Genomic DNA, 23,946 nt, shown 5'->3' with positions numbered 1-23,946 from the left:
GGTCGTTAGCTCAGTTGGTAGAGCAGTTGACTTTTAATCAATTGGTCGCAGGTTCGAATCCTGCACGACCCACCAATTCTTAATGAGTTGGTAAAGCTGGAATCGTGAGGGATGAGAACCGTCAAAGGTTCGAGCCGACCGTAGGGAGACCACGGCATGGCCGCTAATCTTGCACGACCCACCAATTCTAGATGAGTTGATAAAGAATTGCAGTCGAGTCTCTCTCGTTGCTAGCGCGGTTCAGTAGTAAACCACATCAGTGGGTCGTTAGCTCAGTTGGTAGAGCAGTTGACTTTTAATCAATTGGTCGCAGGTTCGAATCCTGCACGACCCACCATCTCAAAGAATTCTCAGTAATAAAATCCCAACAACAAAATCGCATATCGCATCAGTCGTGCGGGTGAGATCCTGCGTTCAGGTTCGAGTCTCGCTTGCGAGACAACGGCGGCAGCCGGTCATCCTGCCAGGCCCACTCTCCCACAAATCACTGCTCCTAGCCGTTATCTTTTAATCCCAAAGTTCCTCATTTCAACCATAATTTCAGCCCATTAAACAAATCTGCCCATAGCAAGAAATGTTCAGCGACTTTTAGCTAAAAATTAGGTATTTTGTTTAGTATATAAAACGAGGCGGTTGAGCAAGCGGCAGGATACAGCCAGAAAAGCAGACCCGCAGCCTAGCATAGAGATACAGCGATGAGTGAAATGTTTGATGTCAATGCGGCGATATATCCATTCCCACCGAAACCGGTGCCGTTAGATATCGCAGAGAAGGCTTTTTATCGGCAGAAGATCAAAACCTTGCTCAAGCAGCGTGATGCGGTCCTGGTAGCTCATTACTATACCGATCCGGAGATCCAGGCGCTGGCCGAGGAGACTGGCGGTTGCGTTGCCGATTCACTGGAGATGGCGCGTTTCGGCAGCCAACATCCTGCGTCCACCTTGCTGGTTGCTGGCGTACGTTTTATGGGGGAGACGGCCAAAATTCTCAGCCCGGAAAAACAGGTGCTGATGCCAACGCTGCATGCCGAGTGCTCGCTGGACCTTGGTTGTCCTGAGACGGAGTTTGCCGCATTCTGCGACAGCCATCCAGATCGGACCGTGGTGGTTTATGCCAATACCTCGGCGGCGGTCAAAGCGCGTGCCGATTGGGTGGTCACTTCCAGCATTGCCGTTGAGCTGATTGAGCATCTCGATAGCCTGGGGGAAAAAGTCATCTGGGCGCCGGATCGCCATCTGGGCAACTATGTACAAAAGCAGACCGGTGCAGACGTGTTGTGCTGGCAGGGGGCCTGTATCGTCCATGACGAGTTTAAAACCCAGGCGCTGATACGTATGAAAGCCCTATACCCGGAGGCCGCGATACTGGTGCATCCAGAGTCACCGCAGGCGATAGTCGATCTGGCTGATGCCGTCGGTTCGACCAGCCAACTGATCCAGGCGGCGGTAACCTTGCCCAACCGGCAACTGATCGTGGCCACCGATCGCGGTATCTTCTACAAGATGCAGCAAGCTTGCCCGGATAAAGAACTGTTTGAAGCCCCTACTGCCGGTGAGGGGGCCACCTGTCGCAGCTGTGCCCACTGCCCGTGGATGGCGATGAACGGCCTGAAGGCTATTGCCGAAGGGTTGGAACAAGGGGGGTCACAGCATGAGATTTTTGTTGATGGCGCACTGCGTGATCAGGCGTTGATCCCGCTCAACCGTATGCTGGACTTTGCAGCGCAGTTGAAAATGCAGGTTAAAGGCAACGCCTGAATCCAGGCTTACTTTTTATAAGGAAGACACATGAACTTTTTCAGCACCGGCAACATTCTGGTTCACATTCCGATTGGTGCAGGGGGTTATGACCTGTCGTGGATTGAGGCCATCGGTACGCTGTTTGGTTTACTCTGTATCTGGTATGCCAGCAAAGAGAAAATCATCAACTATCTGTTTGGCCTGATCAACGTCACGCTGTTTGCGGTGATTTTCTTTCAGATCCAACTGTACGCCAGCCTGTTGCTGCAACTGTTTTTCTTCGTGGCCAATATTTACGGCTGGTACGCCTGGAGCCGCCAGACGCAGGATAATCAGGCTGAATTGCAGATCCGTTGGTTGCCGCTGCCTAAAGCATTGGCATGGGGGACCGCGTGTGTGGTTGGTATCGCGTTGATGACGTTTAATATCGACCGGGTATTTGCCTACCTGACACAAATTGCGGTGGCGGTCATGCAGGGGCTGGGTCTTAACGTACAGATGCCAGAGCTGCAACCGGACGCCTTCCCGTTCTGGGATTCAGCCATGATGGTACTGTCTATCGTCGCCATGATCCTGATGACGCGCAAGTACGTCGAAAACTGGCTGCTGTGGGTAGTGATTGATGTGATCAGCGTGGCGATCTTTGCCTACCAGGGCGTGTACGCCATGGCGTTGGAATACGTCATTTTGACGCTGATTGCGCTCAATGGCTCCTGGCTATGGATACGCAGCGCCGCGAAGAATCGCTCCCAGCCGCTTTCTTCAGCACCTTAGTACCCCTGGGGCGCGACAAGCGCCCCAGGATGTCAATGATGATGCCCCAGATGGTTGGAGTGTGAGTGGTCACTCGCAATGCCGCAGTCGGGGGTATCGCAATGTTGGTACTCCATCTGGATCGTCGCATGGCCAATCTGGTAATGCTTCAGCAAATAGGCCTGGATGCGGCGTAACAGTCCGTCATGATCGTGGGGTGGGATCACCTGGGCATGTAGCGTCATCAGCTTTTGATCGCCAATCTGCCAGACATGCACGTGATGGATATTGCGCACTTCCGGAATATTCAGGCACAGATCCTTTTGCAACTTATTGATATCTACCTCCTGCGGTGTTCCCTCCAGCAGTTCATGGAAACTCTCCTTAAGCAGGTGCCAGGCGCTGCGCAACACCAGGCAGGAAACCAGGACCGAGAGTATCGGATCGATGGGGGTCCAGCCGGTAGTCAGAATGATGACGGCTGCTGCGATCGCCCCGACGGAGCCGAGCAGGTCGCCAAGAACATGCAGGGCGGCGGCACGCACGTTGATATTTTTCTCTTCATTGCCACGGTGCAGCAGCCAGAAAGCGAACAGGTTAGCCAGCAGACCCGCTACGGCGATCACCAGCATTGGGGTACCCATCACTGGCTGTGGTTCGAAGAAACGCCGTACGGCCTCCCACAGGATGAATACGACGATCAGCAGCAATGCGGCAGCATTGATAAAAGCGGCCAACGTGGTCAGGCGCAGATAGCCAAAAGTATGGCGGGCGTTGGGTTTACGCTGTGAAAAGTGAACTGCCATCAGCGCGACGAGCAGGGCGGCGGAATCCGTCAGCATATGCCCGGCGTCAGCCAGCAGCGCCAGCGAACCGGAAACCAACCCGCCAATGGCCTCGACAACCATGAAGAGAGTGGTGACCAAAAATGCGGCTAGTAGGCGCTTACTGTTGCCGTCTTTGGGCCGATGGACATGGGAAGCTCCAGTCATTCGTTGTCCTTTTGCAAAGTTTGTCGGGTGCCAAAGTCTAAGTTTGGTCGTTACTTAGGACATTATAGGCGGCCTTGGTAGAGAGCTGAATATTTGCCGGTGGCGAATATGGGGTCTAAAGGTGATTTACAGCGCCAGCCTCACAGGCTAGATTGGTAAAATCTACTCTACGCGTTGTGCGATACACCCGATACCGAATGGAAAAGTGATGAATTACCAAAACGACGACTTACGCATTAAAGAAATCAAGGAACTCCTGCCGCCGGTGGCCCTGTTGGAAAAGTTTCCGGCTTCAGCTCAGGCTGCAGAGACGGTGTCAAAGGCTCGCCAAGCGATCCACAACATCCTGCGTGGCAATGACGATCGCCTGTTGGTGGTGATTGGGCCTTGTTCCATTCACGATACCAAAGCAGCAAAAGAGTATGCCGCGCGCCTGATGGCCCTGCGCCAGGAACTCAACGGTGAGCTGGAAGTGGTGATGCGGGTTTATTTCGAAAAGCCGCGTACTACCGTTGGCTGGAAAGGGCTGATCAACGATCCGCAGATGGATAACAGCTTCCAGATTAACGAAGGCCTGCGCCTGGCGCGTAAGCTGCTGTTGGATATCAATGACAGCGGGTTGCCTGCCGCGGGTGAGTTCCTGGATATGATCACTCCGCAATACCTGGCAGATTTGATGAGCTGGGGAGCGATCGGCGCACGCACCACGGAATCCCAGGTACACCGTGAACTGGCCTCTGGCCTGTCCTGCCCGGTGGGCTTCAAAAATGGCACCGACGGCACCATCAAGGTAGCTATCGATGCCATCAACGCCGCTGGCGCACCGCATTGCTTCCTGTCTGTCACCAAATGGGGTCATTCCGCGATTGTTAATACCAGCGGCAATGGTGACTGCCACATTATTCTGCGTGGTGGCAAAGAGCCAAACTACAGCGCGGCCCATGTGAAAGAAGTGAAAGAAGGGCTAGCCAAAGCGGGCTTGCCTGCTCAGGTGATGATCGACTTCAGCCACGCCAACAGCAGCAAACAGTTTAAAAGACAGTTGGAGGTGAACGCGGATGTTTGCCAGCAACTGCGTGGTGGTGAAAAAGCCATTATCGGTGTGATGATTGAAAGTCACCTGGTGGAAGGCAATCAGAGTCTGGAAAGCGGCGAGCCGCTGCTTTACGGTAAAAGCGTCACCGATGCCTGTATTGGCTGGGAAGATACTGAAACCGTACTGCGCGATCTGGCCGCAGCGGTGAAGGCGCGCCGTAGCCGATAAGCTACCCGCGTTTGTGGCCCTGTAACGCTGTTGCGGGGCCAACCCTGGCGGTGATTTTAAGAATTAGCCCTTGTTACGATAGCACCAGAATAAAATATGACATTAAACTAATCTTATAGATTTTTCCTCGTTGTGGTCGCTCCTTTCTGATGGTAATAAGTTGGTGTTACCGGCCATGTTTTTATTTCCAGGAATTATCTTATTTTCTCGCCGCTGTTTTCAGCCCGCGGAACTGTTACTAGTTAAACACAATTTGCTCTTGCTGCGCGGTATGATTATGATGGTGTGTTTTTTACAACCAAAATACCCAATGTAAAAATAAGGGTATTATGGGGAATGACTTTACTTTCAGGATGATAGCTAATGGAAAACAATAGTACTCGGCATCAAGTGTATTTTCGCGGTACGGGCGGGGAGTATTTCGCGATCTGGCTGGTTAACATATTACTGACTGCTATTACGTTGGGAATATACTCAGCTTGGGCAACGGTGCGTCGTCGTCGCTATTTTTATGGTAATACCGAATTGAATGGCGACCGCTTTGATTATCACGCGCAGCCAATGCAAATCCTCAAGGGCCGTCTGCTGGTGATCGGTGGCGTGATCCTGTTCTATATTCTTTTATTTATCAACCCATTGCTTGGTATGGTCGCCATGCTGGCATTCTTTGCGTTGATCCCTTGGATTATTATCCGTAGCTGGCGTTATAACGCTATTATGTCTAGCTATCGTGGCGTTCGCTTCAATTATCTGTGCCAAACCGGGCGTGCCTACTGGGTATTATTGTTCTGTCCAATACTGTTGGTTATTGGCCTGTATGCGGTGATTACCGTATTGGGTCTGATTGCCAGCAATCTGGGTAGCCCGACTGTAATGATCTTGCTGGCCGCTATTGCTTTTGTCCTGTTTGTGCCGATGTTGGCCGCTATTAATGGTATCTTGGCTACTCTGCAACACGATCTGTATGTGAACAACCTGCGTTTTGGCACTTCGCCATTTGTGGCCGAATTCAAGAAAGCGGAGTTCATTAAGATTGCGCTGTTCAGTCTGTTGATCTTCTTGCCATTCCTGATCGTCGCCTTGGTATTGGTTGGCTCGTTCTTTGTCACCTTATTCCAAATGGCGCTGTTTGGCGGTATGTCCGATGCAATGTTGCAAGCCCAGATGGCAAGTAATATCGGTAGCCTGTTGATGATGATGTTGGTGCTGCTGCTAGGTGTGATGGTTTCCAGCAGTTATATGGTTGTCGCTCAGCGTAACTACGTGTTTAACCAAACCACCCTGCAAGGCGAGGTTAAACTGCGTTCTTCCATGAAGACGCTGCCGTATATGGGGCTATTGATTACCAACAGCCTGATCACCGTCTTCTCATTGGGCCTTGCTACTCCGGTGGCACACGTACGCCATGCTCGCTATATTGCTGAGTCAACTCAGGTTGAAGGCGATCTGTCGTTGTTGTCTGTGCAGGCTCACCATGATACGGCCAATACCGCTATCGCTGAAGAAGCCGTACAGGCGCTCGATCTGGGCACCGGTTTTTGAGTAAAGACTGATGATCCTTGAAGGACACTATCAGTGCCCTGGCCGGGCCGCCCAACAGGCGGCCCGGCTGCTGTTAAACGATATGGGCGATGGGGTGACGCTGCAATATGATGGCGAACATCGCTATTTTTCTTTACCGCAGGTCGCGGTTTCCGAGTCACTGGGCCGCATTCCGCTAACCCTGACCTTCCCTGACGGTGGCCGGTTTGTGCCCGCCGATGATGCGTCATTCCGCCAGTGGTTTTATCAACGCCGTTCACCGGGGTTGGTGCACCGCTTAGAGCGATATAAGCGTGGCGTGTTGCTGACGTTGTTACTAACCGTTCTGCTGACCCTGGCCTATGTTTTCCTGATTCTCCCTTGGGCGAGCAGTGAAATCGCCATGCGTATTCCTAGCGTGGCCGAACAGAAGCTGGGTAAACATACGCTCGATTTCCTGCAAACCAGTGGTTTCAAGCCTTCGCAATTACCCGCCGAGAAACAGCAGGCGCTACAGAAACTGTTCTTGCAGGTGATGCCGGAGCAGATGCGGCACGAGCGCACTCCGCTCAAGTTGAAATTGCTGGCGATGCCAGAGGTTGCCAATGCGTTCATGTTACCTGATGGGACTTTGGTGATCACCGACGATCTGGCCAAGTTGGCGACCCATGACGACGGCCTGGCTGCGGTGATGCTCCATGAAATGGGGCATCATGCTTACCGTCACCCAATGCGCATGGTGGTGCGTTCATCCCTGGTGGCACTGACGTTTATGTGGATGACCGGTGACGTCAGCGGCATCGGTGATACCTTGCTGCAATCGGCCTCGTTTATGCATGAAATGCAGTTCTCTCGCAGCGTGGAGCGTGAGGCAGACGACTGGGCAATCGCAGAAATGCAGCGTCAGGGGCGTTCGTTATCGGCGATGGAAGATCTCTACCGTGCATTGCAACAGGCGGCAAGCACGTCAACCGTGGCACTAGAGGTGCCGGAGTGGTTAAGTACCCATCCAGAGATGCAGGCGCGTTTGCAGGCCATCGAAGCGGCCAGGATCAAAGAGCAGCAATAAAAAAAGCCCTCGGCTCAACACCGGGGGCTTGTTGCTTTTCAGGGGCGAAAACTTACTTCGCTTTACCCTGGTTGGCGACGGCTGCAGCTTTGGCTGCGATCTCATCGGCATTACCCAGGTAGTAACGCTTAATTGGCTTGAAGCTCTCATCGAACTCATACACCAACGGCACGCCGGTTGGGATGTTCAGCTCGAGGATTTCGTCTTCGCTCAGGTTATCCAGATATTTTACCAGCGCACGCAGGGAGTTACCGTGAGCCGCGACGATCACGCGCTCACCGCTCTTGATGCGTGGCAGGATCTCTTCGTCCCAGTATGGGATAACGCGATCGATGGTCAGCGCCAGGCTTTCGGTCAGCGGCAACTCTTTTTCGCTCAGCGCTGAGTAACGCGGATCGTGGCCAGGGTAGCGCTCATCTTCTTTGGTCAGCTCTGGTGGTGTGACCGCGAAGCCGCGACGCCATTGTTTAACCTGCTCATCACCGTATTTTTCTGCGGTTTCGGCCTTGTTCAGCCCCTGCAGCGCACCGTAATGGCGTTCGTTCAGCTTCCAGGACTTTTCGGTAGGCAGCCAGGCCTGGTCCAACTCGTCCAGAATGTTCCACAGAGTGTGGATAGCACGCTTCAGTACGGAGGTGTAAGCGAAATCGAAAGAGAAACCTTCGTCTTTCAACAGCTTGCCCGCTGCTTTTGCTTCGGTGCGGCCTTTGTCGGACAGATCGACATCATACCAACCGGTGAAGCGGTTTTCGTTGTTCCACTGGCTTTCGCCGTGGCGCACCAGAACCAGCTTAGTTACAGCCATAGCTTAACTCCTTAATAATCTGAAGGTTTAATGATAACGAATATCATTATAATCTGCGGCCATTCACTCGGCAATCGGTATACCCGTCGTCTTTCAAGCTGCAGCTTGAAATCCTTAAGATATACCGGTGAATGACCTTACCAACGGTACCCGCTTTCATACTTGAACAGAGCTGGATTAACTCTTACCGCTACTGGAGATTGTGATTAACCATAGCCAATTTTTGGCCGCAAGGTAAGAGGGGCGCGAAGGAAAGAGCTGAATCGTTCAGGCTGGTAACAGGGCGCGAATGAGAGCTATTCACCCGCGCCACCGCGTTAATGCGTTCAGGCGGTTTTTTTCAGGCAGCTACTCATAAAGGTTTTGCGCTCGTCACCTTTCAGGCTCTTTTTAGCGGCGTCGGCATTACAGCTTTTCATTTTCTGCTGCTGCGGCGTCAGGGCCTTCTCGGTATTGTGGCCTTCAGCCTTCAGGCAGGTGCTCATGAAGGTGGTGCGGTCAGAACCTTTCAGCGATTGGGTGGTAGCCTGTTGATTACAATCGGTCATGCGTTTTTGCTGGGCAGCCTGCGCCGGAGAAGGCGTTTTTGCCGCGGTGTCGGCAGCCATCAGGTTGGTGCTCAGCAGTAAACCTGCCAGTAATGGAAGTGCAGTAATCAGACGCATTAGGTGTTCCTTCAGCTATTGAACGGCCAGCAGGCCGAAAATTGTGATATCACTCACGGGCTGGTGCATACCACGGTAGCCTGATTCTAGTGCGGGGTTGGCAATAATGAAAGGTAACGGCCTGGGGGGGCAATGTAAGCAATTATAACAATCACGCCCCTTACCGCATGACAAGGGGCGTGGCGGCTCAGATAGGAATAAGCTGATAGTGCGTTGCGCTCTGATAACGCTGGCCAGGTTGTAGCCAACAATCCGGCTGCGGCCATTCTGGGTGGTTCGGGCTATCCGGCAGGAACTCGCTTTCCAGCGCCACGCCGGCGTAATTTTGGTAGCTACCGCCGTCGCGCGCCGGTGTGCCACCCAAATAATTGCCGCTGTATAGCTGGATTGCTGGCGCGGTGGTAAACACCGTCATCGCGACCTTGCCGTCGGCAGACCACAGGTGAGCCGCCGGGCTTGCCAACCGGTGGCAGGTGTCGTGCAGCAGGTAGGCATGGTCGTAACCCTTAACCCGCTGCTGATCGCGGTCGTGCAATAAATCTTGCTGCAGGGTTTTCGGCTGGCGGAAATCCATCCCGCTGCCTGCAACCGCCGCCAGATCGGCATTGGGGATGCCATCGCTGTCCACGGGCAGATAATGATCGGCGAACAGCTGCAAGCGCTGTTGCCGGGCGTCGTGGCCAGCACCATCCAGATTGAAATAGGCATGGTTGGTCAGATTGACCGGGCAGGCGCGATCGGTTTGTGCCTGATATTCAATCTCCAGCCGGTGATCGGCGGTTAGCCGGTAGCTCAGCGTCACGTCGAGGTTGCCAGGGAAACCTTGGTCGCCGTCCGGCGAATGGAGCTGATAAATCACCTGCTGCTCATCCTGCTCTACGATCTGCCAGCGGCGAGCGTGAAAGCCGTTTGGCCCGCCGTGCAGTTGGTGCTCCCCCTGATTGGCGATCAGCGGGTGTGGCTTGCCATCAATGTTCAGGCTGGCATGTGCAATGCGGTTGGCATAGCGCCCGACCGTGGCCCCCAGATAGGCCCCCTGATGCAGGTAGTCCTGCGGGGTTTGGCATCCCAGCAGCAGCTCACGTTGTTCCCCTGATTTCAACGGCAGCACGGCGGAAAGCCAGGTTGCGCCCCAATCCATAAACGTGACCGCCATTCCTGCGGCATTTTTCAGGGTGGTGAGAATAAAGGGCTGGCCGTCTGGGGCAACGGCGGAGTTAGCACTCAGCATAGACCGGATCCTTGTGAAGCTTTGCAGACGTAGAAGGTTTCTTGCAGGCCGTTGGTCCGCAGTGGATATTCGCGAGCTACCGCCGTACGTACCGACTCTACCAGATCCATCGGCATCAGGGCCACGATGCAACCCCCGAAGCCCCCTCCGGTCATGCGCACACCGCCACGATCGCCAATGACCTCTTTAACAATCTCGACCAGCGTATCGACAGGGGGCACGGTGATGGCAAAGTCATCACGCATCGACGCGTGCGATTCGGCCATCAGTTTGCCCATCAGCTTCAGGTTGCCAGCGGCCAAGGCATCGGCAGCGGCCAAGGTGCGATAGTTTTCGGTGATCACATGGCGCGCCCGTTTGGCCACGATCGGATCCAGTTCATGCAGGATCGGGAAAAACAGATCCGGGCTGACGTCGCGCAGCGCCTTGACGCCGAAGAAGCGAGCCGCCGCTTCGCACTGTTGCCGGCGGGTGTTGTACTCGCTGTCGACCAGGCCGCGTTTGACGTTGGAGTTGATGATCACTACCGCGATATCGGCTGGCATCGGCACCGCGCGCGTTTCCAGAGATCGGCAGTCAATCAGCAGGGCGTGATCTTTCTTGCCCAGCGCAGAAATCAGCTGATCCATAATGCCGCAGTTGCAGCCGACAAACTGGTTTTCCGCTTCCTGGCCATTTAGCGCCAGCGCTACGCCGTCCAGCGGTAATTGATAGAGTGCCTGCAACGCCTGGCCGACGGCCACTTCCAGTGAGGCGGAAGAACTAAGCCCGGCACCCTGTGGGACGTTGCCGCTGATCACCAGATCGGCACCGGCAAAATTGGCATCGCGGGTCTGCAGGTGTTTCACCACGCCGCGCACATAATCGGCCCAGCGCAGACTGGCGTGGCTGACGATCGGCTCATCCAGCGAAAACTGATCCTGCTGGTTCTCGTAATCGGCGGCTAATACGCGGATTTGGCGATCGCTGCGTGGAGCCCCGCTGATCACGGTTTGATAATCAATTGCGCAAGGTAGGACAAAGCCATCGTTGTAATCGGTGTGCTCACCGATCAGATTGACCCGGCCCGGTGCCTGGATCGTCAGGGTAGGTGTATAGCCAAAGTGTTCGGTAAACAGGGCTTGGGTAAGTTGCTTCAGACTCATTGTTTCACTCCGGCTTCGCGGTAATGGATATCACTGACCGCTCGCAGGCGTTCAGCGGCTTGTTCTGCGGTCAGGTCGCGTTGGGTTTCCGCCAGCATTTCATAGCCCACCATAAATTTGCGCACCGTGGCACTGCGCAGTAACGGCGGGTAGAAGTGGGCATGCAGTTGCCAGTGGCGGTTATCGGCCTGGTTGAAGGGCGCACCGTGCCAACCCATGGAATAAGGGAAAGAGCATTGAAACAGGTTGTCATAGCGGCTGGTGAGTTTCTTCAGCGCGATGGCCAGATCGCGGCTTTGTGCTGCGCCAAGTTCGGTAAGGCGCTGCACTGGCGCTTTTGGCAGCAGCAGCGTTTCAAACGGCCAGGCTGCCCAGTAAGGGACCACCGCCAACCAGTGCTCGGTTTCCACCACCTTACGGCTGCCGTCGGCCTGCTCGCGCTGAGCATAGTCCACCAGCATGGCGGATTGATGCTGGTTGAAATACTCCAGCTGTAGGCGATCTTCTCGTTCGGCTTCATTCGGTAGGAAGCTGTTGGCCCATACCTGACCGTGCGGGTGAGGATTGGAACAGCCCATTGCGGCCCCTTTATTTTCAAACACCTGTACCCAGGGGTAGCTGCGTCCCAGATCGGCGGTCTGTTCCTGCCAGGTGGCGATCACCTGTTCCAGCGCGGGTAGCGTCAGCTGCGGTAGCGTTTTACTATGATCGGGGGAGAAGCAGATCACCCGGCTGGTGCCACGGGCGCTCTGGCAACGCATCAGCGGATCGTCACTTTCCGGTGCCTGTGGGGTATCTTGCATCAGGGCGGCAAAATCATTGGTGAACACGTAGGTACCCGGATAGTCAGGGTTTTTATCACCGGTCACGCGCGTGTTACCGGGGCAAAGGAAGCAGTCGGGAGCGTGGGCTGGCAGCGTTTCCTGTGCGGGGGATTCCTGCTGGCCCTGCCACGGGCGTTTGGCCCGGTGCGGAGATACCAACACCCATTGGCCGGTAAGGGGATTAAAACGGCGATGTGGATGATCGATAGGATTGAAATCAGGCATAGCGCTTCCTTTATCTAGCGACGGGGCTAATTGTAATCGCTTTCACCTGCTGTGTGACCGACTATAGCCGAGTGCATTTTGGAAAATAATGGCTAGAAGATAGCACGACCGCGGTGATAAAAAGGTGATCTAGCGCGAAGAATGGAATCGCTTACATTGATTGAGGCTTTAAACCTGTTGAGGTCGGTGAGGTGGTAGAACGTGTTAAGTGGTAACGATTACACAACCCAGGCCGGCAGAGAAATCTGCCGGCCTGGAGGAGGACTAATACTGATAAACCGGGTAAGTAAAGAACAGCAAATGGACCAGATTTAGCCCAAAGTGGAAGAGAATGGGTACCCACAGGCGGCCGCTCCACATCCAGGCCAGGCCATAAATCACTCCCGCCAGCGTGGCAAATGCCACCATCAACATGCCACCGGCAAAGTGGGCGGCACCAAACAGCAGGGCGGTGATAATCAGTGCCGGATAGGCACCCAGCCACTGGCGCAGGCGCTGCTGCAAATAGCCACGGAACAGTGCTTCTTCGGCCATCGAAACAAAAAACAGGTTGGCCATAATGAATGCCAGGATCCAGGAGGGCAGATGCAGCTCAACTTTCAATCCACCGAGCGCCACTGCCAACAGCAGCACCGCAGGGATGCTTAGCACCAGGAGTAACCAGGCGCTGAAGCCAACCTGTTTGTCGGGTTTGCCTGTGTTAAACAGCGTTGGCAGGCAGGCTAACAGCAGAAAGGGCACCAGTGCCTTATCGAAATTGTAATACATGGAAAACGGCGAGCTCATCGGGCCAACTTTGTCCTGATCGACCATCAGCTGGTTATTGAAGCCCGGTATCAGGTGGTAAAACAGAGCGATTGAGCAGGCGACTAAAAACACTTCCAGCACCAGCGTGATGCTGCGCTGCTGGCGATAGTGTTGATGAAGCCAGATGGCAATGGCGATAACCGCCAAATAACCCAGGCCGACAGGTGTCAGGATATGATGGTAAACCCCCATTGCGGCGGCCGCAGCCAATACCACCGAGGCAATCAGCCGGTTAAATGGCAAAAAAAACAACGAAGCCGAAAGTACGCCCCACATAATAGCTATCCCTTAAAATAGACACACGGCGCTCAATGCCGGAAATCCGGCGTGTTAATGTCTGGTTAAATTAAAATGAGCACTAAATGGGATAGTAGCACAACAGGATGAAATTAAAGGTCGGAACAGTAGTTAATCGTGCGGAAACGGTTTTAACCCTTCATCCACGCTGGTGAACGCGTAACCTCCCCCAGATTCTGCAAGTTCTCCAGGCTTTGCTGGTGGATCTCTTCCGATGGGGCGGCGCACAGATCTTGTAGTATCGTCACCTGTAAGCCTGCATCGTGCGCCTGCCGGGCGCTGCTCTCAATGGCCAGCGGGGTGCTGATACCACCCAATAACAGGTGGTGGCAGCGATGCTGCTGTAACCAGGCTAACAAATTGTTACCGGCAAAGGCGCTAAGCCCTTTCTTTTCCAGGCACAGATCCTCGGTTTTTACCTCCAGGCCAGCCAGCCAATGGCATCCCTCGTGACTTAAACGCAGCGCGCCGATGTGTTTGAGCTGATTGAACAGCGGCGAGTGTCGGGGAATATCGTGGTAATTGTCGGCAAAACCGGTGCGTAACCAAATCACCGGGATTTTACGCACCCGCGCGTAGGCCGCAGCAGTATTGACGTGCGCGATCACATCCCGCGTTACGATCTGCTCGCGGCAGTGATTCGCCCGCCCTTTAGGGCCAGCCAGATCTTCAATCAGGTCAATAATAATCAGCGCGGCGGACATACCTTCTCCAAAAACGTCTCTGTACCCTTTAATGATAAAAGGCCAAATGTGATGCGTTGTGGAGGAAGTGTTGCTGGATATGTCCCCAGGATGAGCGCTGTAGCACTCACCCCGAGTATTTTAAGCTAGGACGTCTTGCTGATAGCGGTAGCCATCGCCTTCAGGGATGAAGGAGAAACGATGGGTGATGCATTGCGGCGCGTCTTCTGCGTGGTGTGAAACAAACAGCAACTGGGTCGCGCCCTGTTGTATCAGCACATCAACGAAACGCCTTACCAACTGGCGGTTTAGCGGATCCAGGCCTTGCAGTGGCTCATCGAGGATCAGCAGCGCCGGATGTTTGACTAACGCCCGGGCGATCAGCGCCAAGCGTTGCTGGCCCCAGGACAGGCTATGGAAGGGGGCATCGCCCATAGCGTCAAGCCCGAGCAGCGCCAGCCATTGCGAGGTCAGCTGATGCTGACGATCGGAAACCGCCTGATAAATGCCGATCGAATCAAAGAAGCCGGACAGGATCACGTTACGTACGCTGGAACTGACCCGATAGTCCAGATGCAGGCTGCTGCTGACGTAGCCGATATGGCGTTTGATATCCCAGATGGTTTCCCCGCTGCCGCGCCGGCGGCCAAACAGCGTCAGATCGTTGCTGTAGCCTTGCGGATGATCGCCGGTGATCAGGCTGAGCAGGGTGGATTTTCCTGCCCCGTTCGGGCCGACGATCTGCCAGTGTTCACCGGGGTTAACCTGCCAACTGAGTTGGTTGAGAATCGGGCGATCGTTGTAGCTCACCACGCCATCACGCAGAACGATCAATGGCCGATCGTCCGGCAGCCTGATGACCTGGGTGGGATCTTCGGTTTCTGGCAGCGCCAAGCCGTTGAGGTTTTCACTGTGTGCCAATTGGGCGACCAGCGCATCGGCCATCACCTGTTGCCGTGGCCCCTGACTGGTGAGGGTGCAATCGGCCAGCACGCCGACCTGCTGAATGTTGTCTGGGATTTCATCAAACCGGTTGAGCACCAGGATCATGGTATAACCCTGCTGTGAAAGTTCGCCAAGCAGGGTGGCGAGTTGAGCGCGTGAATTGACGTCCAACCCGTCGAATGGCTCATCGAGGATCAATAGGTCGGGTTGGGCCATCAGGGCACGACACAGCAGGGCTTTGCGGGTCTCACCGGTAGAGAGATATTTGAAACGGCGTGAAAGCAGGGGCGTGATACCAAACTGCTCGGCCAGTTGCGCGCAGCGATCGGGATCTTTGAACTCTTCCTGAATGATTTCCGCCGTGGTGCGGCCGGTGTCGTCTTCGTCCGGGCTGAGCAGGTCGGTGTTGTTGCGCAGCCATTCATCGCTGACCAGCTTTTGCAACTGCTCAAAGGAGAGCCGCACCACGTGGTGAAAATCACTGTGGCATTCGCCTTTCAGCAACGTCAGCTCACCGGCCAGCGCCCGGGCCAGGGCGGATTTCCCGCTGCCGTTAGCTCCGACGAATGCCCAGCTGTCACCGGACTGAATGCTGAGCCGATCCAACTCCAGCGTGCGGGTATCGCTTAAACGAAATGAACCTTGCGAAATGTGCAACGACGACATCCTCTGTACCTTATTCTGCAATTACCTTCCTTAGAAATAGGCGCAAGCGGAAAAGATGTCAATCGGCAATACTGCAACGTGACGTTGCGTTTAACACAACGTCGCGACAATCACCCGATCGGCGTTGAATAGGGCGTGTACCGCAGTACCGACGCTCAGTTTCAACTGTGCCAGTTCCTGGTTGCTGACGGTAGCACACAGCGTTTCTCCGCCATTGAGCGTCACCAGCACCTCACTGTGATCGCTGCCAGGTTGAATACTGGCAACGCAACCTGCCAGCGCGTTATCGGCCAGGCCGGTCGAAGCCGGATCGGTGCTCAGCTTCACCCAAGGCGCTTTAATCAGGGCCAAAACCTCTTTGCCCGGCGTCAACTGTAGCCGGTCGGCGCTTTGCTGAGTCACGGCAGCGGTCAGGCGGGTGTGGCCGTCGGCCAGCAGCAGGCTGATATGCTGTTGGACCTGCTGGTGGTTGCGTTCAATCACGCTGCCGAAAAACTGGTTGCGGGCGCTGGTTTGCAACGAGAAACGGGCGATGGCGGCCAACAGGCTGTCCAATGGCAGATTGTCCTGCTGCAACACGTCAAAGGCCTTCTGCTGGATTTGGCCCAGCAGATCGTAAAGTTGGATCAGCCGCAGGCCATAACGGGTCACCTGCGCGCCGCCGCCGCCTTTGCCGCCGGTAGCGCGTTCGACCACCGTCTGCTCGGCCAGCTGATTCATCTCGTTGATGGCATCCCAGGCGCTTTTGTAGCTGATCCCCGCCAGTTTGGCTCCCTGGCTGATCGAGCCGGTATGCACCACTTGCTTGAGCAGCGCGATGCGGCGTGGGTCAGCGAACAGCTTCTGTTGCAGCTTTAGGGTAAGGAGGATCTCGGCCTGCATGATGGGTCCTTATAAGGCAGTAAGTCAGGCTATTGTCGCCGATTTGCCGCAAAGCGCCAACTGAGCACGTTTAGCCGGTTACAAATTTCCCGCAGTCGGTAAAATAACCGCGTTTTCGCCTGCGTTTTGGTTTACAGTGAAGCCTACGCAGCGGTTTAAAGCAGTCAAGTGAGGCTACGATGTTAGAATTATTGAAAAGTCTGTTGTTTGCCGTGGTAATGGTGCCGGTAGTGATGGCCATTATTTTAGGCTTGATTTATGGCTTGGGTGAGGTGTTCAACCTCTTCTCCAAAGTTGGCCATCCTAAAGAAAACCGCAGCTAATCCCCCTCCCAAATGCCCGCCGAGCTCTCTTGGCGGGTATTTCTCAAGTTATCTCCCGCTTTGCCGATAAACCGCATGACAATCGTTCTCGCTGCGTTATATTATTTTTTACATAGCGATGTGATGATGGTTAACTTGCGGAGAAAACAATGAAACAGCAATGGATTAACTGGGTTGGCGGTGTGGCATTGGCTTGCGGGCTGGTGGCGCAGGTTTCTGCGGCGGAGAAAATCACCGTGTTTGCCGCTGCCTCGCTGACCAACGCCTTACAAGATATCGCCACCGAATACCAGCAAGGCAAAGACGTCGAAGTCGTCTCCTCTTTTGCTTCCTCCTCAACGCTGGCACGCCAGATTGAGCAAGGGGCGCCTGCGGATATGTTTATCTCTGCCGATCAGCAATGGATGGATTACGCCATCGATAAGCAGCAGATGGTGAAAGACACCCGTTATACCCTGCTAGGCAACGAATTGGTGCTGATCGCCGCCAAAGCGGCCAGACAAGATAAAATCACTATCAGCAAGCAAACCGACTGGGCCAAATTACTTAATGGTGGCCGCCTGTCCGTAGGCGATCCGGATCATGTTCCTGCGGGCATCTACGCCAAAGAAGCGTTGCAGAACCTAGGGGCATGGACCGCGCTGGAACCTCAGCTGGCGCGGGCTAATAACGTGCGCGGCGCCATGGCCATGGTTGAGCGTGAAGAAGCCCCGCTGGGTATCGTTTACGGCTCTGACGCCGTTGCCAGCGACAAGGTCAAAGTGATTGCCATCTTCCCGGAAGACAGCCATAAGCCGGTTGAGTATCCAATGGCCATCGTTAAAGATCACCAGACGCCAGCCGTGACGGCTTTCTACGATTACTTGAAGACCCCGGCCGCTGCGGCTATCTTCGAACGTTATGGATTCACCCCGCGTAAATGATATTAAGTGAGTATGAATGGCAGGCGGTTGAACTGAGCCTGAAAGTCTCCAGCCTGGCGGTGATCTGCAGTTTGCCGCTGGGTATTTTGATGGCCTGGATCCTGGTTCGCTGCAATTTTCCCGGTAAATCGTTGTTGGATAGCATTATTCATCTGCCGTTAGTCCTGCCACCGGTGGTGGTGGGCTATCTGCTGCTGATCGCCATGGGGCGGCGCGGCTTCATCGGCGAATGGCTGTACAACTGGTTTGGTTTCAGCTTCAGTTTCAGCTGGCGTGGTGCTGCCTTGGCTTCGGCGGTGGTGGCATTCCCGCTGATGGTGCGTGCTATCCGCATGTCGCTGGAAGCGGTGGATACCCGTTTGGAACAGGCGGCTCGTACCCTGGGCGCCAATCCGTGGCGGGTATTTTTCACCATCACTTTACCGCTTTCGCTGCCCGGTGTGATCGTTGGCGTGGTGTTGGCCTTTGCCCGCTCTTTGGGCGAGTTCGGCGCCACCATCACCTTTGTTTCCAATATCCCTGGTGAAACCCGCACCATCCCGCTGGCAATGTACACCCTGATCGAAACGCCAGGGGCCGAAGCGGCGGCAGCGCGTTTGTGCGTGATTGCCATCGTGCTGGCACTGGCTGCCCTGATGGTTTCCGAATGGCTGGCCCGCTGGGGCCGCAAGCGAATGGGCCTATAGATGTTAGAACTGGATTTCTCCCAGCAGCTTGGCGATCTCAATCTCAACGTGCAGGCTAATCTGCCGGCTCAGGGGATCACCGCGATCTTCGGGCTTTCCGGGGCAGGTAAAACCTCCTTGATCAATGCCATTGGCGGTCTGACGCTGGTGCAGCAGGGGCGTATTGTGCTTAATGGCCGTACGCTGGTGGATACCGCCAGCGGTGTCTGTTTACCACCGGAAAAACGCCGTGTTGGTTATGTTTTCCAGGATGCGCGCCTGTTCCCGCATTATCGCGTACGCGGCAATCTGCAATACGGTATGGCGGCCAGTATGCGCGGCCAGTTTGACAGCATTGTCGAGCTGTTGGGGATTGCGCCGTTGCTCAACCGCTTGCCTTTGACCCTCTCCGGTGGTGAGAAACAGCGCGTCGCGATTGGTCGGGCGCTGCTGACCGCGCCGGAACTGTTGCTGATGGATGAACCGTTGGCCTCGCTCGATATGCCGCGTAAGCGCGAGCTACTACCGTATCTGGAGCGGCTGGCGCAGGACGTTAACATCCCCATTCTCTATGTCAGCCACAGCATGGACGAAATCTTACGCCTGGCAGAGCAGGTGATGGTGTTGGACCGCGGCCAGGTGCGGGCATACGGCGGGTTGGAGGAGGTTTGGGCCAGCAGCGCGCTGCGGCCTTGGCTACAGCGTGAAGATCAGAGCAGCGTGTTGAGTGTGAGCGTGATTGAGCATCACCCACGCTATGCCATGACCGCGCTGGCACTGGGCGATCAGCGGCTGTGGGTCGGCGGCATTGAAGCGCCGGTGGGCAGCCAAATGCGTATTCGTATCAACGCCGCCGACGTTTCTTTAGTGCTGCAACCGCCAGCCAACAGCAGCATCCGTAATATTCTGCCCGCCAAGGTGGTGGAGTGTCTGGATGTGGCAGGGCAGGTTGAGGTGAAGCTGACGGTCGGGGAAAACATTCTCTGGGCGCGGATCACCCCATGGGCACGTGACGATCTGGCGATCAGGCCCGGTCAGTGGTTGTATGCACAGGTCAAGAGCGTGTCGATCAGCCGCGATGGCCCCTCACCCCAACCCTCTCCCACAGGGAGAGGGAGCTATTAGCCCCTGCTCTTTTGGAAGTAAAGAGGTCACCTCAGCAAGCTCGATCGGCTCCCAAAAAGGAGAGAGAGCTATTAGCCCCTGCTCTTTTGGAAGTAAAGAGGTCACCTCAGCAAGCTCGATCGGCTCCTAAAAAGGAGAGGGAGCTATTAGCCCCTGCTCTTTTGGAAATAAAGAGGTCACCTCAGCAAACTCGATCGGTTCCCAAAAAGGAGAGGGAGCTATTAGCCCCTGCTTTTTTGGAAATAAAGAGGTCACCTCAGCAAGCTCGATCGGCTCCCAAAAAGGAGAGGGAGCTATTAGCCCCTGCTCTTTTGGAAAAAAAGAGGTCACCTCAGCAAACTCGATCGGCTCCCAAAAAAGAGAGAGAGCTATTAGCCCCTGCTCTTTTGGAAGTAAAGAGGTCACCTCAGCAAACTCGATCGCCCTCTCAACCAAGCTGAATCTGCCGGTGCTCATGAAGAATCACGATACTTTCAGCCCACTCGATCGGTTCCCTCTCCCTGTGGGAGAGGGTTAGGGTGAGGGGCCTCTTCTGTTAATTCAGCACGTGGGAACGGATCACCTCGGCAATCCCCGGCTGCAGATGATCGGCAATCACCAGATCAGCACGTTCCTTGATGGCATTATCGGCATTACCCATGGCGACGCCCAGCCCAACGGCTTCAAGCATGCTCAGATCGTTGTAGTTGTCACCAAAGGCGACCACCTGATCCATGCTCAACCCCTGTGACTCCACCCACTGCTGCAGGCGTTTGCCCTTGCTGTTGCCGCCTTTGGCAATGTCCACCTGATCGTGCCAGGACCATTCACAGGCCAGGCCCAGCTCTTTTTCTACCATTTCGGCAAAGCTGCGCAGCGCCGGGAGATCGTTGTGTGAAGTGGCAAATTTCCAGATGGCCTGCGCGTCATCCGCCGCCTGCATCAGGCTGTTGACCTGCAACAACGTTGGGCGCTGGGCTACCGGCAAAGTCTCCGACCAGGCCAGAGAACGGATCACATGACCGCTTGTCTCCTGATACAGCATGGCGTCGTCCACATACATCAGGCCGTGAATAGCATTTTGCTTGAGCAGTTGCAGCACCTGCTTGGCCTGCTCTTTTGCCAGCGGATCGGACGCCAGCACCTTTTTCTGCTGGAAGTCGTACAGATAGGTGCCGTTACAGCAAATGGCTGGCGTATCGATTTGCAGTGCCTGGTAGAACGGATGGATAGCCACGTGATGGCGGCCGGTGACCACCACAACCTTTACCCCGGCAGCACGGGCTTCCTCCAGCGCGGCCAGCGACTGCGGTAAGATACGTTTCTGGTTGTCTAGCAAAGTGCCGTCTAAATCGAGGGCAATAACACGGTAGCTCATAGCGGTCTCATTATAGTTAGCAAGAAAATTACCTCGATGGTACACCGGATGACCATTTGATAAAACCACGTAGCCGAGCAGGGTTGCCATGTCACAAATGTCGCGTAAGCTAGAACAAACTGAAACCGGTTACCCTTTCTCATTAAGGAGAGCAAATGAAGCAAATCGTTTATGTCGCCAGCCCGGAAAGCCAACAGATCCACGTGTGGCAGTTAGACGACCAGGGCGCACTGGCGCTGCTGCAAACGGTCGAGGTGGCGGGGCAGGTACAGCCGATGGCGATCCATCCGGACAAGACTCATCTGTATGTTGGGGTACGCCCGGCGTTTGGCATAGTCAGCTATCGTATTGCGGAAGATGGCACGTTGCATGAGGCGGGAATGGCACCGCTGCCAGGCAGCCCGACCCATATTTCCACCGATTTGCAGGGCCGTTTCCTGTTCTCCGCTTCCTACAGCGGCAACTGTGCCAGCATCAGTCCGATTGGCCATGATGGCGTAGTGCTCGCCCCCATCCAGCAAATCGATGGTCTGACCGCACCGCATTCGGCCAATATCGACCCCACCAATCAATTGCTGCTGGTGCCATGCCTGAAAGAGGACCGCATCCGCCTGTTCAATCTGAGCCAGCAAGGCCAACTGACACCACACGGCCAAGAAGCCGTAGCGACGGCAACCGGTGCAGGCCCGCGCCATATGGCATTCCATGGCAACGATAAATTCGCTTACTGCGTCAATGAACTGGATGGCACGGTGGACGTGTTCGCTATCGAAGCCAACGGCGGCAAATATACGCTGGTGCAAAGCCTGGACATGATGCCTGCCGATTTCACCGGCACCCGCTGGGCGGCAGATATCCACCTCACGCCAAACGGCCGTTTCCTGTATACCAGCGATCGCACCGCCAGTATTTTAACCGTATTCAGCGTCTCGGCAGACGGCGGCAGGATTGCGGTGGTTGGCCACCATGCCACTGAAGAGCAGCCGCGTGGTTTCAACATCGATCACAGCGGTCGTTTCGTGATTGCGGCAGGGCAGAAATCTGGCCATATCGGCGTGTATCAGATTGACCAAGACAGCGGTGAGCTGACGGACCTGGCGCGTTATCCGGTGGGCAAAGGCCCTATGTGGGTGAGCGTGCTGGCAAAATAGCGGGTTAAAAATCGGGGCGAGGTGCTTCGCCCCTCAACGTTTCTCAGCTGTATTTTACCGTCAGCGTCGCTTTGCCAAGGCTATGGAAGTGGATGTTAAAACCGACCATTGCACCGCTCGCTTCCGCGTCCACTGGAATGCTTTCCACGTCCAATGCATGAACGGTGAACTGATAACGATGGCTTTCACCCTGCGGCGGAGCCGCGCCACCGTAACCGGCCTTACCAAAATCGGTACGGGTTTGTACTGCGCCAGCCGGTAGCCCCGGTTTGCCGGAACCCGCACCTTGCGGCAGTTCATGCACGTTTGCCGGGATATTGGCGACCACCCAGTGCCACCAGCCGGAGCCGGTAGGGGCATCGGGATCGTAAACCGTGATGGCAAAGCTCTTGGTGCCCGCAGGTGCATCTTCCCAGGCCAGATGAGGGGAGAGGTTGTCCCCGTGGTAGCCCATGCCGTTAAATACCTGCCGTTCAGGCATTTTTGCGCCGTCTTGCAGATCGTTGCTGTACAAACGAAAAGCCATAATGACTCCCAGTTGTCTGAAATACCGAACCCCTAAGCTAGATCGGTTTGCCGACACAATACAACCTTAAAACCGTTACTCCACCGCCGCGGCGATCGCAGCCGTTAGCCGGGTGAGCTGTTCTGGCGTGATGACATAAGGCGGCATCAGGTAGATCAGTTTACCGAAGGGCCGGATCCACACGCCGCGTTCGACAAATCCCCGCTGTAACAACGCTACATCCACCGGCTGATGCATCTCCACCACGCCAATCGCCCCAAGCACCCGCACGTCGGCTACTTTGGGTGATGCCGCCAGCGGTAAGAGCTGCTGTTTAAGCTGTGCCTCAATGGTGGCGACCTGATGTTGCCAGCGATTTTCCTCCAGCAAGGACAGGCTGGCGCAGGCGACGGCGCAGGCCAGCGGGTTGCCCATAAAGGTTGGCCCATGCATAAAGCAGCCTGCCGCCCCGTTGCTGATCGTTTCTGCTATGTGGCGCGTGGTCAGGGTGGCGGAAAGGGTCATATAGCCACCGGTCAGCGCCTTGCCCAGGCAAAGAATATCCGGCACCACGTCTGCATGTTCGCAGGCAAACAGTTTGCCGGTGCGGCCAAAACCGGTGGCGATCTCGTCGGCGATCAGCAGGATCTGGTAGCGATCGCACAGTTCCCGCACGCGTTGCAGATAGGTTGGATGATAGATGCGCATCCCACCTGCTCCTTGCACCACCGGCTCCAGGATCACGGCGGCAATCTCCCCGGCGTGCTGCTCAAGCAACTCGGCAAACGGCACAATATCCTGTTCGTCCCAAGGCTGGTCAAAACGGCACTGCGGTGCGGTGGCAAACAGGTGTGCGGCCAGATAGCCTTGATACAGGCTATGCATGGAGTTGTCCGGATCGCAGACCGACATTGCGCCAAAGGTATCGCCATGATAGCCGTGGCGTAAGGTCAGGATCCGCTGCCGCCTTTCGCCACGGGCCTGCCAATATTGCAGCGCCATCTTTAGAGCTACCTCGACCGCCACCGAGCCAGAATCTGCCAGGAACACGCACTGCAAGGCTTCCGGCGTCATTGCTACCAGTTTGCGGCACAGTTCAATCGCGGCGGGATGAGTGATGCCGCCGAACATCACGTGCGACATTTTCTCCAACTGCTGTACGGCCGCCTGATTCAACTGTGGATGATTGTAACCATGGATCGCCGCCCACCAGGAAGACATGCCATCCACCAGCAGGCGGCCATCGTCCAGTTGCAGTTCGACACCGCTGGCGGACACCACTGGATAGCAAGGCAAGGGTTGGGTCATGGAGGTGTAAGGGTGCCAGATGTGGCGTCGATCGAATTCAATATCGCAGGGAGAAACAGACATTAACCGTAAACCA

General features: G+C 55.3%; 24 protein-coding genes and 1 tRNA gene. 11 read left to right on the top strand and 14 right to left on the bottom strand.

What is annotated here, in order from left to right; all coding sequences use genetic code 11:
- Positions 1-261: 261 nt before the first annotated feature.
- From ABIE29_RS12245 to pnuC, 3 genes are all read left to right on the top strand, one after another.
- Positions 262-337: transfer RNA gene (locus ABIE29_RS12245), tRNA-Lys, on the top strand.
- A gap of 358 nt (positions 338-695) precedes the next feature.
- On the top strand, positions 696-1,757 hold the full coding sequence (gene nadA / locus ABIE29_RS12240) for a quinolinate synthase NadA (RefSeq protein ID WP_429619059.1): 1,062 nt from the start codon (positions 696-698) through the stop codon (positions 1,755-1,757).
- 30 nt (positions 1,758-1,787) lie between these two features.
- On the top strand, positions 1,788-2,513 hold the full coding sequence (gene pnuC, locus ABIE29_RS12235; protein ID WP_429619058.1) for a nicotinamide riboside transporter PnuC: 726 nt from the start codon (positions 1,788-1,790) through the stop codon (positions 2,511-2,513).
- A 32-nt stretch (positions 2,514-2,545) separates the two neighbouring features.
- Here pnuC and zitB read toward each other — a convergent pair whose 3' ends face one another.
- The gene (zitB, locus tag ABIE29_RS12230; protein WP_429619057.1) at positions 2,546-3,484 is read right to left on the bottom strand and encodes a CDF family zinc transporter ZitB; all 939 of its coding nucleotides are present in this window, start codon (positions 3,482-3,484) and stop codon (positions 2,546-2,548) included.
- A 208-nt stretch (positions 3,485-3,692) separates the two neighbouring features.
- Between zitB and aroG the strand changes: the two genes are divergently transcribed.
- The 3 genes from aroG to ABIE29_RS12215 all read left to right on the top strand — a co-directional run bounded on the left by aroG (position 3,693) and on the right by ABIE29_RS12215 (position 7,338).
- Entirely contained in the window at positions 3,693-4,748 is a 1,056-nt protein-coding gene (gene aroG, locus ABIE29_RS12225) for a 3-deoxy-7-phosphoheptulonate synthase AroG (protein ID WP_429619056.1), read from the top strand.
- Between the two features lie 363 nt (positions 4,749-5,111).
- Entirely contained in the window at positions 5,112-6,290 is a 1,179-nt protein-coding gene (locus ABIE29_RS12220; protein ID WP_429619055.1) for a YjgN family protein, read from the top strand.
- A gap of 10 nt (positions 6,291-6,300) precedes the next feature.
- On the top strand, positions 6,301-7,338 hold the full coding sequence (locus ABIE29_RS12215; protein WP_429619054.1) for a M48 family metallopeptidase: 1,038 nt from the start codon (positions 6,301-6,303) through the stop codon (positions 7,336-7,338).
- 52 nt (positions 7,339-7,390) lie between these two features.
- Here the strand turns inward: ABIE29_RS12215 and gpmA are convergent, their stop codons facing one another.
- From gpmA to modE, 9 genes are all read right to left on the bottom strand, one after another.
- Positions 7,391-8,143 carry a 2,3-diphosphoglycerate-dependent phosphoglycerate mutase gene (gpmA, locus tag ABIE29_RS12210; protein WP_429619053.1) on the bottom strand — a complete coding sequence of 251 codons (753 nt, stop codon included), beginning with the start codon at positions 8,141-8,143 and terminating at the stop codon, positions 7,391-7,393.
- A 326-nt stretch (positions 8,144-8,469) separates the two neighbouring features.
- On the bottom strand, positions 8,470-8,808 hold the full coding sequence (locus ABIE29_RS12205; RefSeq protein ID WP_429619052.1) for a PsiF family protein: 339 nt from the start codon (positions 8,806-8,808) through the stop codon (positions 8,470-8,472).
- A gap of 187 nt (positions 8,809-8,995) precedes the next feature.
- Entirely contained in the window at positions 8,996-10,039 is a 1,044-nt protein-coding gene (gene galM, locus ABIE29_RS12200; RefSeq protein WP_429619051.1) for a galactose-1-epimerase, read from the bottom strand.
- Positions 10,033-11,184, bottom strand: coding sequence for a galactokinase (gene galK, locus ABIE29_RS12195; RefSeq protein ID WP_429619050.1), 1,152 nt, complete (start codon positions 11,182-11,184; stop codon positions 10,033-10,035). Before galK ends, galM begins: the two co-directional genes overlap by 7 nt.
- Positions 11,181-12,233: a galactose-1-phosphate uridylyltransferase gene (galT, locus tag ABIE29_RS12190; RefSeq protein ID WP_429619049.1), complete on the bottom strand. Its 1,053-nt coding sequence runs from the start codon at positions 12,231-12,233 to the stop codon at positions 11,181-11,183. The genes galK and galT overlap by 4 nt, the downstream gene beginning before the upstream one ends.
- Before the next feature lie 264 nt (positions 12,234-12,497).
- Positions 12,498-13,316 carry a CPBP family intramembrane glutamic endopeptidase gene (locus tag ABIE29_RS12185; protein WP_429619048.1) on the bottom strand — a complete coding sequence of 273 codons (819 nt, stop codon included), beginning with the start codon at positions 13,314-13,316 and terminating at the stop codon, positions 12,498-12,500.
- Positions 13,317-13,468: 152 nt separating this feature from the next.
- Positions 13,469-14,041: a cysteine hydrolase family protein gene (locus tag ABIE29_RS12180; RefSeq protein ID WP_429619047.1), complete on the bottom strand. Its 573-nt coding sequence runs from the start codon at positions 14,039-14,041 to the stop codon at positions 13,469-13,471.
- Between the two features lie 120 nt (positions 14,042-14,161).
- Entirely contained in the window at positions 14,162-15,631 is a 1,470-nt protein-coding gene (gene modF / locus ABIE29_RS12175; protein WP_429619046.1) for a molybdate ABC transporter ATP-binding protein ModF, read from the bottom strand.
- A 90-nt stretch (positions 15,632-15,721) separates the two neighbouring features.
- Positions 15,722-16,513, bottom strand: a complete 792-nt coding sequence (gene modE, locus ABIE29_RS12170; protein WP_429619045.1) for a molybdenum-dependent transcriptional regulator — start codon at positions 16,511-16,513, stop codon at positions 15,722-15,724.
- A 179-nt stretch (positions 16,514-16,692) separates the two neighbouring features.
- Here modE and ABIE29_RS12165 point away from each other — a divergent pair, with 179 nt between their 5' ends.
- The 4 genes from ABIE29_RS12165 (at position 16,693) to modC (ending at position 19,549) form a co-directional block, all read left to right on the top strand.
- Positions 16,693-16,836: an AcrZ family multidrug efflux pump-associated protein gene (locus ABIE29_RS12165; protein WP_024483125.1), complete on the top strand. Its 144-nt coding sequence runs from the start codon at positions 16,693-16,695 to the stop codon at positions 16,834-16,836.
- 149 nt (positions 16,837-16,985) lie between these two features.
- Positions 16,986-17,759, top strand: coding sequence for a molybdate ABC transporter substrate-binding protein (gene modA, locus ABIE29_RS12160; RefSeq protein WP_429619044.1), 774 nt, complete (start codon positions 16,986-16,988; stop codon positions 17,757-17,759).
- Positions 17,756-18,445, top strand: a complete 690-nt coding sequence (modB, locus tag ABIE29_RS12155; protein WP_024483123.1) for a molybdate ABC transporter permease subunit — start codon at positions 17,756-17,758, stop codon at positions 18,443-18,445. Before modA ends, modB begins: the two co-directional genes overlap by 4 nt.
- Positions 18,446-19,549: a molybdenum ABC transporter ATP-binding protein ModC gene (modC, locus tag ABIE29_RS12150; protein WP_429619043.1), complete on the top strand. Its 1,104-nt coding sequence runs from the start codon at positions 18,446-18,448 to the stop codon at positions 19,547-19,549. It begins immediately after the preceding gene.
- A 126-nt stretch (positions 19,550-19,675) separates the two neighbouring features.
- On the opposite strand, the gene ABIE29_RS12145 is transcribed toward modC, so the two are convergent.
- Positions 19,676-20,005 (bottom strand): hypothetical protein, encoded by a 330-nt coding sequence (locus tag ABIE29_RS12145; RefSeq protein WP_429619042.1) that lies wholly within the window; start codon positions 20,003-20,005, stop codon positions 19,676-19,678.
- 79 nt (positions 20,006-20,084) lie between these two features.
- Positions 20,085-20,906, bottom strand: coding sequence for a pyridoxal phosphatase (locus ABIE29_RS12140; protein ID WP_429619041.1), 822 nt, complete (start codon positions 20,904-20,906; stop codon positions 20,085-20,087).
- Between the two features lie 155 nt (positions 20,907-21,061).
- On the opposite strand from ABIE29_RS12140, the gene pgl reads away from it, so the two are divergent.
- Positions 21,062-22,057 (top strand): 6-phosphogluconolactonase, encoded by a 996-nt coding sequence (pgl, locus tag ABIE29_RS12135; protein WP_429619040.1) that lies wholly within the window; start codon positions 21,062-21,064, stop codon positions 22,055-22,057.
- A 43-nt stretch (positions 22,058-22,100) separates the two neighbouring features.
- Here pgl and ABIE29_RS12130 read toward each other — a convergent pair whose 3' ends face one another.
- Together ABIE29_RS12130 and bioA are read right to left on the bottom strand one after the other, a co-directional pair.
- Positions 22,101-22,583, bottom strand: a complete 483-nt coding sequence (locus ABIE29_RS12130) for a kinase inhibitor (protein ID WP_024530543.1) — start codon at positions 22,581-22,583, stop codon at positions 22,101-22,103.
- 75 nt (positions 22,584-22,658) lie between these two features.
- Entirely contained in the window at positions 22,659-23,933 is a 1,275-nt protein-coding gene (gene bioA, locus ABIE29_RS12125) for an adenosylmethionine--8-amino-7-oxononanoate transaminase (protein ID WP_429619039.1), read from the bottom strand.
- Between the last annotated feature and the right edge of the window lie 13 nt (positions 23,934-23,946).

It is taken from the genome of Serratia sp. 2723 (assembly GCF_050434425.1).
Taxonomy (GTDB): Bacteria; Pseudomonadota; Gammaproteobacteria; order Enterobacterales; family Enterobacteriaceae; genus Chania.
The sequence above is the reverse complement of the archived record's forward strand: the minus strand, read 5'-3'. Positions and strand labels throughout refer to the sequence as shown.

What these genes read in the sequence shown, in the direction of transcription:
- nadA (WP_429619059.1), top strand. Translation starts at nt 696, where the DNA reads ATGAGTGAAATGTTTGATGTCAATGCGGCGATATATCCATTCCCACCG.
- pnuC (WP_429619058.1), top strand. Translation starts at nt 1,788, where the DNA reads ATGAACTTTTTCAGCACCGGCAACATTCTGGTTCACATTCCGATTGGT.
- zitB (WP_429619057.1), bottom strand. Translation starts at nt 3,484, where the DNA reads ATGACTGGAGCTTCCCATGTCCATCGGCCCAAAGACGGCAACAGTAAG.
- aroG (WP_429619056.1), top strand. Translation starts at nt 3,693, where the DNA reads ATGAATTACCAAAACGACGACTTACGCATTAAAGAAATCAAGGAACTC.
- ABIE29_RS12220 (WP_429619055.1), top strand. Translation starts at nt 5,112, where the DNA reads ATGGAAAACAATAGTACTCGGCATCAAGTGTATTTTCGCGGTACGGGC.
- ABIE29_RS12215 (WP_429619054.1), top strand. Translation starts at nt 6,301, where the DNA reads ATGATCCTTGAAGGACACTATCAGTGCCCTGGCCGGGCCGCCCAACAG.
- gpmA (WP_429619053.1), bottom strand. Translation starts at nt 8,143, where the DNA reads ATGGCTGTAACTAAGCTGGTTCTGGTGCGCCACGGCGAAAGCCAGTGG.
- ABIE29_RS12205 (WP_429619052.1), bottom strand. Translation starts at nt 8,808, where the DNA reads ATGCGTCTGATTACTGCACTTCCATTACTGGCAGGTTTACTGCTGAGC.
- galM (WP_429619051.1), bottom strand. Translation starts at nt 10,039, where the DNA reads ATGCTGAGTGCTAACTCCGCCGTTGCCCCAGACGGCCAGCCCTTTATT.
- galK (WP_429619050.1), bottom strand. Translation starts at nt 11,184, where the DNA reads ATGAGTCTGAAGCAACTTACCCAAGCCCTGTTTACCGAACACTTTGGC.
- galT (WP_429619049.1), bottom strand. Translation starts at nt 12,233, where the DNA reads ATGCCTGATTTCAATCCTATCGATCATCCACATCGCCGTTTTAATCCC.
- ABIE29_RS12185 (WP_429619048.1), bottom strand. Translation starts at nt 13,316, where the DNA reads ATGTGGGGCGTACTTTCGGCTTCGTTGTTTTTTTTGCCATTTAACCGG.
- ABIE29_RS12180 (WP_429619047.1), bottom strand. Translation starts at nt 14,041, where the DNA reads ATGTCCGCCGCGCTGATTATTATTGACCTGATTGAAGATCTGGCTGGC.
- modF (WP_429619046.1), bottom strand. Translation starts at nt 15,631, where the DNA reads ATGTCGTCGTTGCACATTTCGCAAGGTTCATTTCGTTTAAGCGATACC.
- modE (WP_429619045.1), bottom strand. Translation starts at nt 16,513, where the DNA reads ATGCAGGCCGAGATCCTCCTTACCCTAAAGCTGCAACAGAAGCTGTTC.
- ABIE29_RS12165 (WP_024483125.1), top strand. Translation starts at nt 16,693, where the DNA reads ATGTTAGAATTATTGAAAAGTCTGTTGTTTGCCGTGGTAATGGTGCCG.
- modA (WP_429619044.1), top strand. Translation starts at nt 16,986, where the DNA reads ATGAAACAGCAATGGATTAACTGGGTTGGCGGTGTGGCATTGGCTTGC.
- modB (WP_024483123.1), top strand. Translation starts at nt 17,756, where the DNA reads ATGATATTAAGTGAGTATGAATGGCAGGCGGTTGAACTGAGCCTGAAA.
- modC (WP_429619043.1), top strand. Translation starts at nt 18,446, where the DNA reads ATGTTAGAACTGGATTTCTCCCAGCAGCTTGGCGATCTCAATCTCAAC.
- ABIE29_RS12145 (WP_429619042.1), bottom strand. Translation starts at nt 20,005, where the DNA reads ATGAGCACCGGCAGATTCAGCTTGGTTGAGAGGGCGATCGAGTTTGCT.
- ABIE29_RS12140 (WP_429619041.1), bottom strand. Translation starts at nt 20,906, where the DNA reads ATGAGCTACCGTGTTATTGCCCTCGATTTAGACGGCACTTTGCTAGAC.
- pgl (WP_429619040.1), top strand. Translation starts at nt 21,062, where the DNA reads ATGAAGCAAATCGTTTATGTCGCCAGCCCGGAAAGCCAACAGATCCAC.
- ABIE29_RS12130 (WP_024530543.1), bottom strand. Translation starts at nt 22,583, where the DNA reads ATGGCTTTTCGTTTGTACAGCAACGATCTGCAAGACGGCGCAAAAATG.
- bioA (WP_429619039.1), bottom strand. Translation starts at nt 23,933, where the DNA reads ATGTCTGTTTCTCCCTGCGATATTGAATTCGATCGACGCCACATCTGG.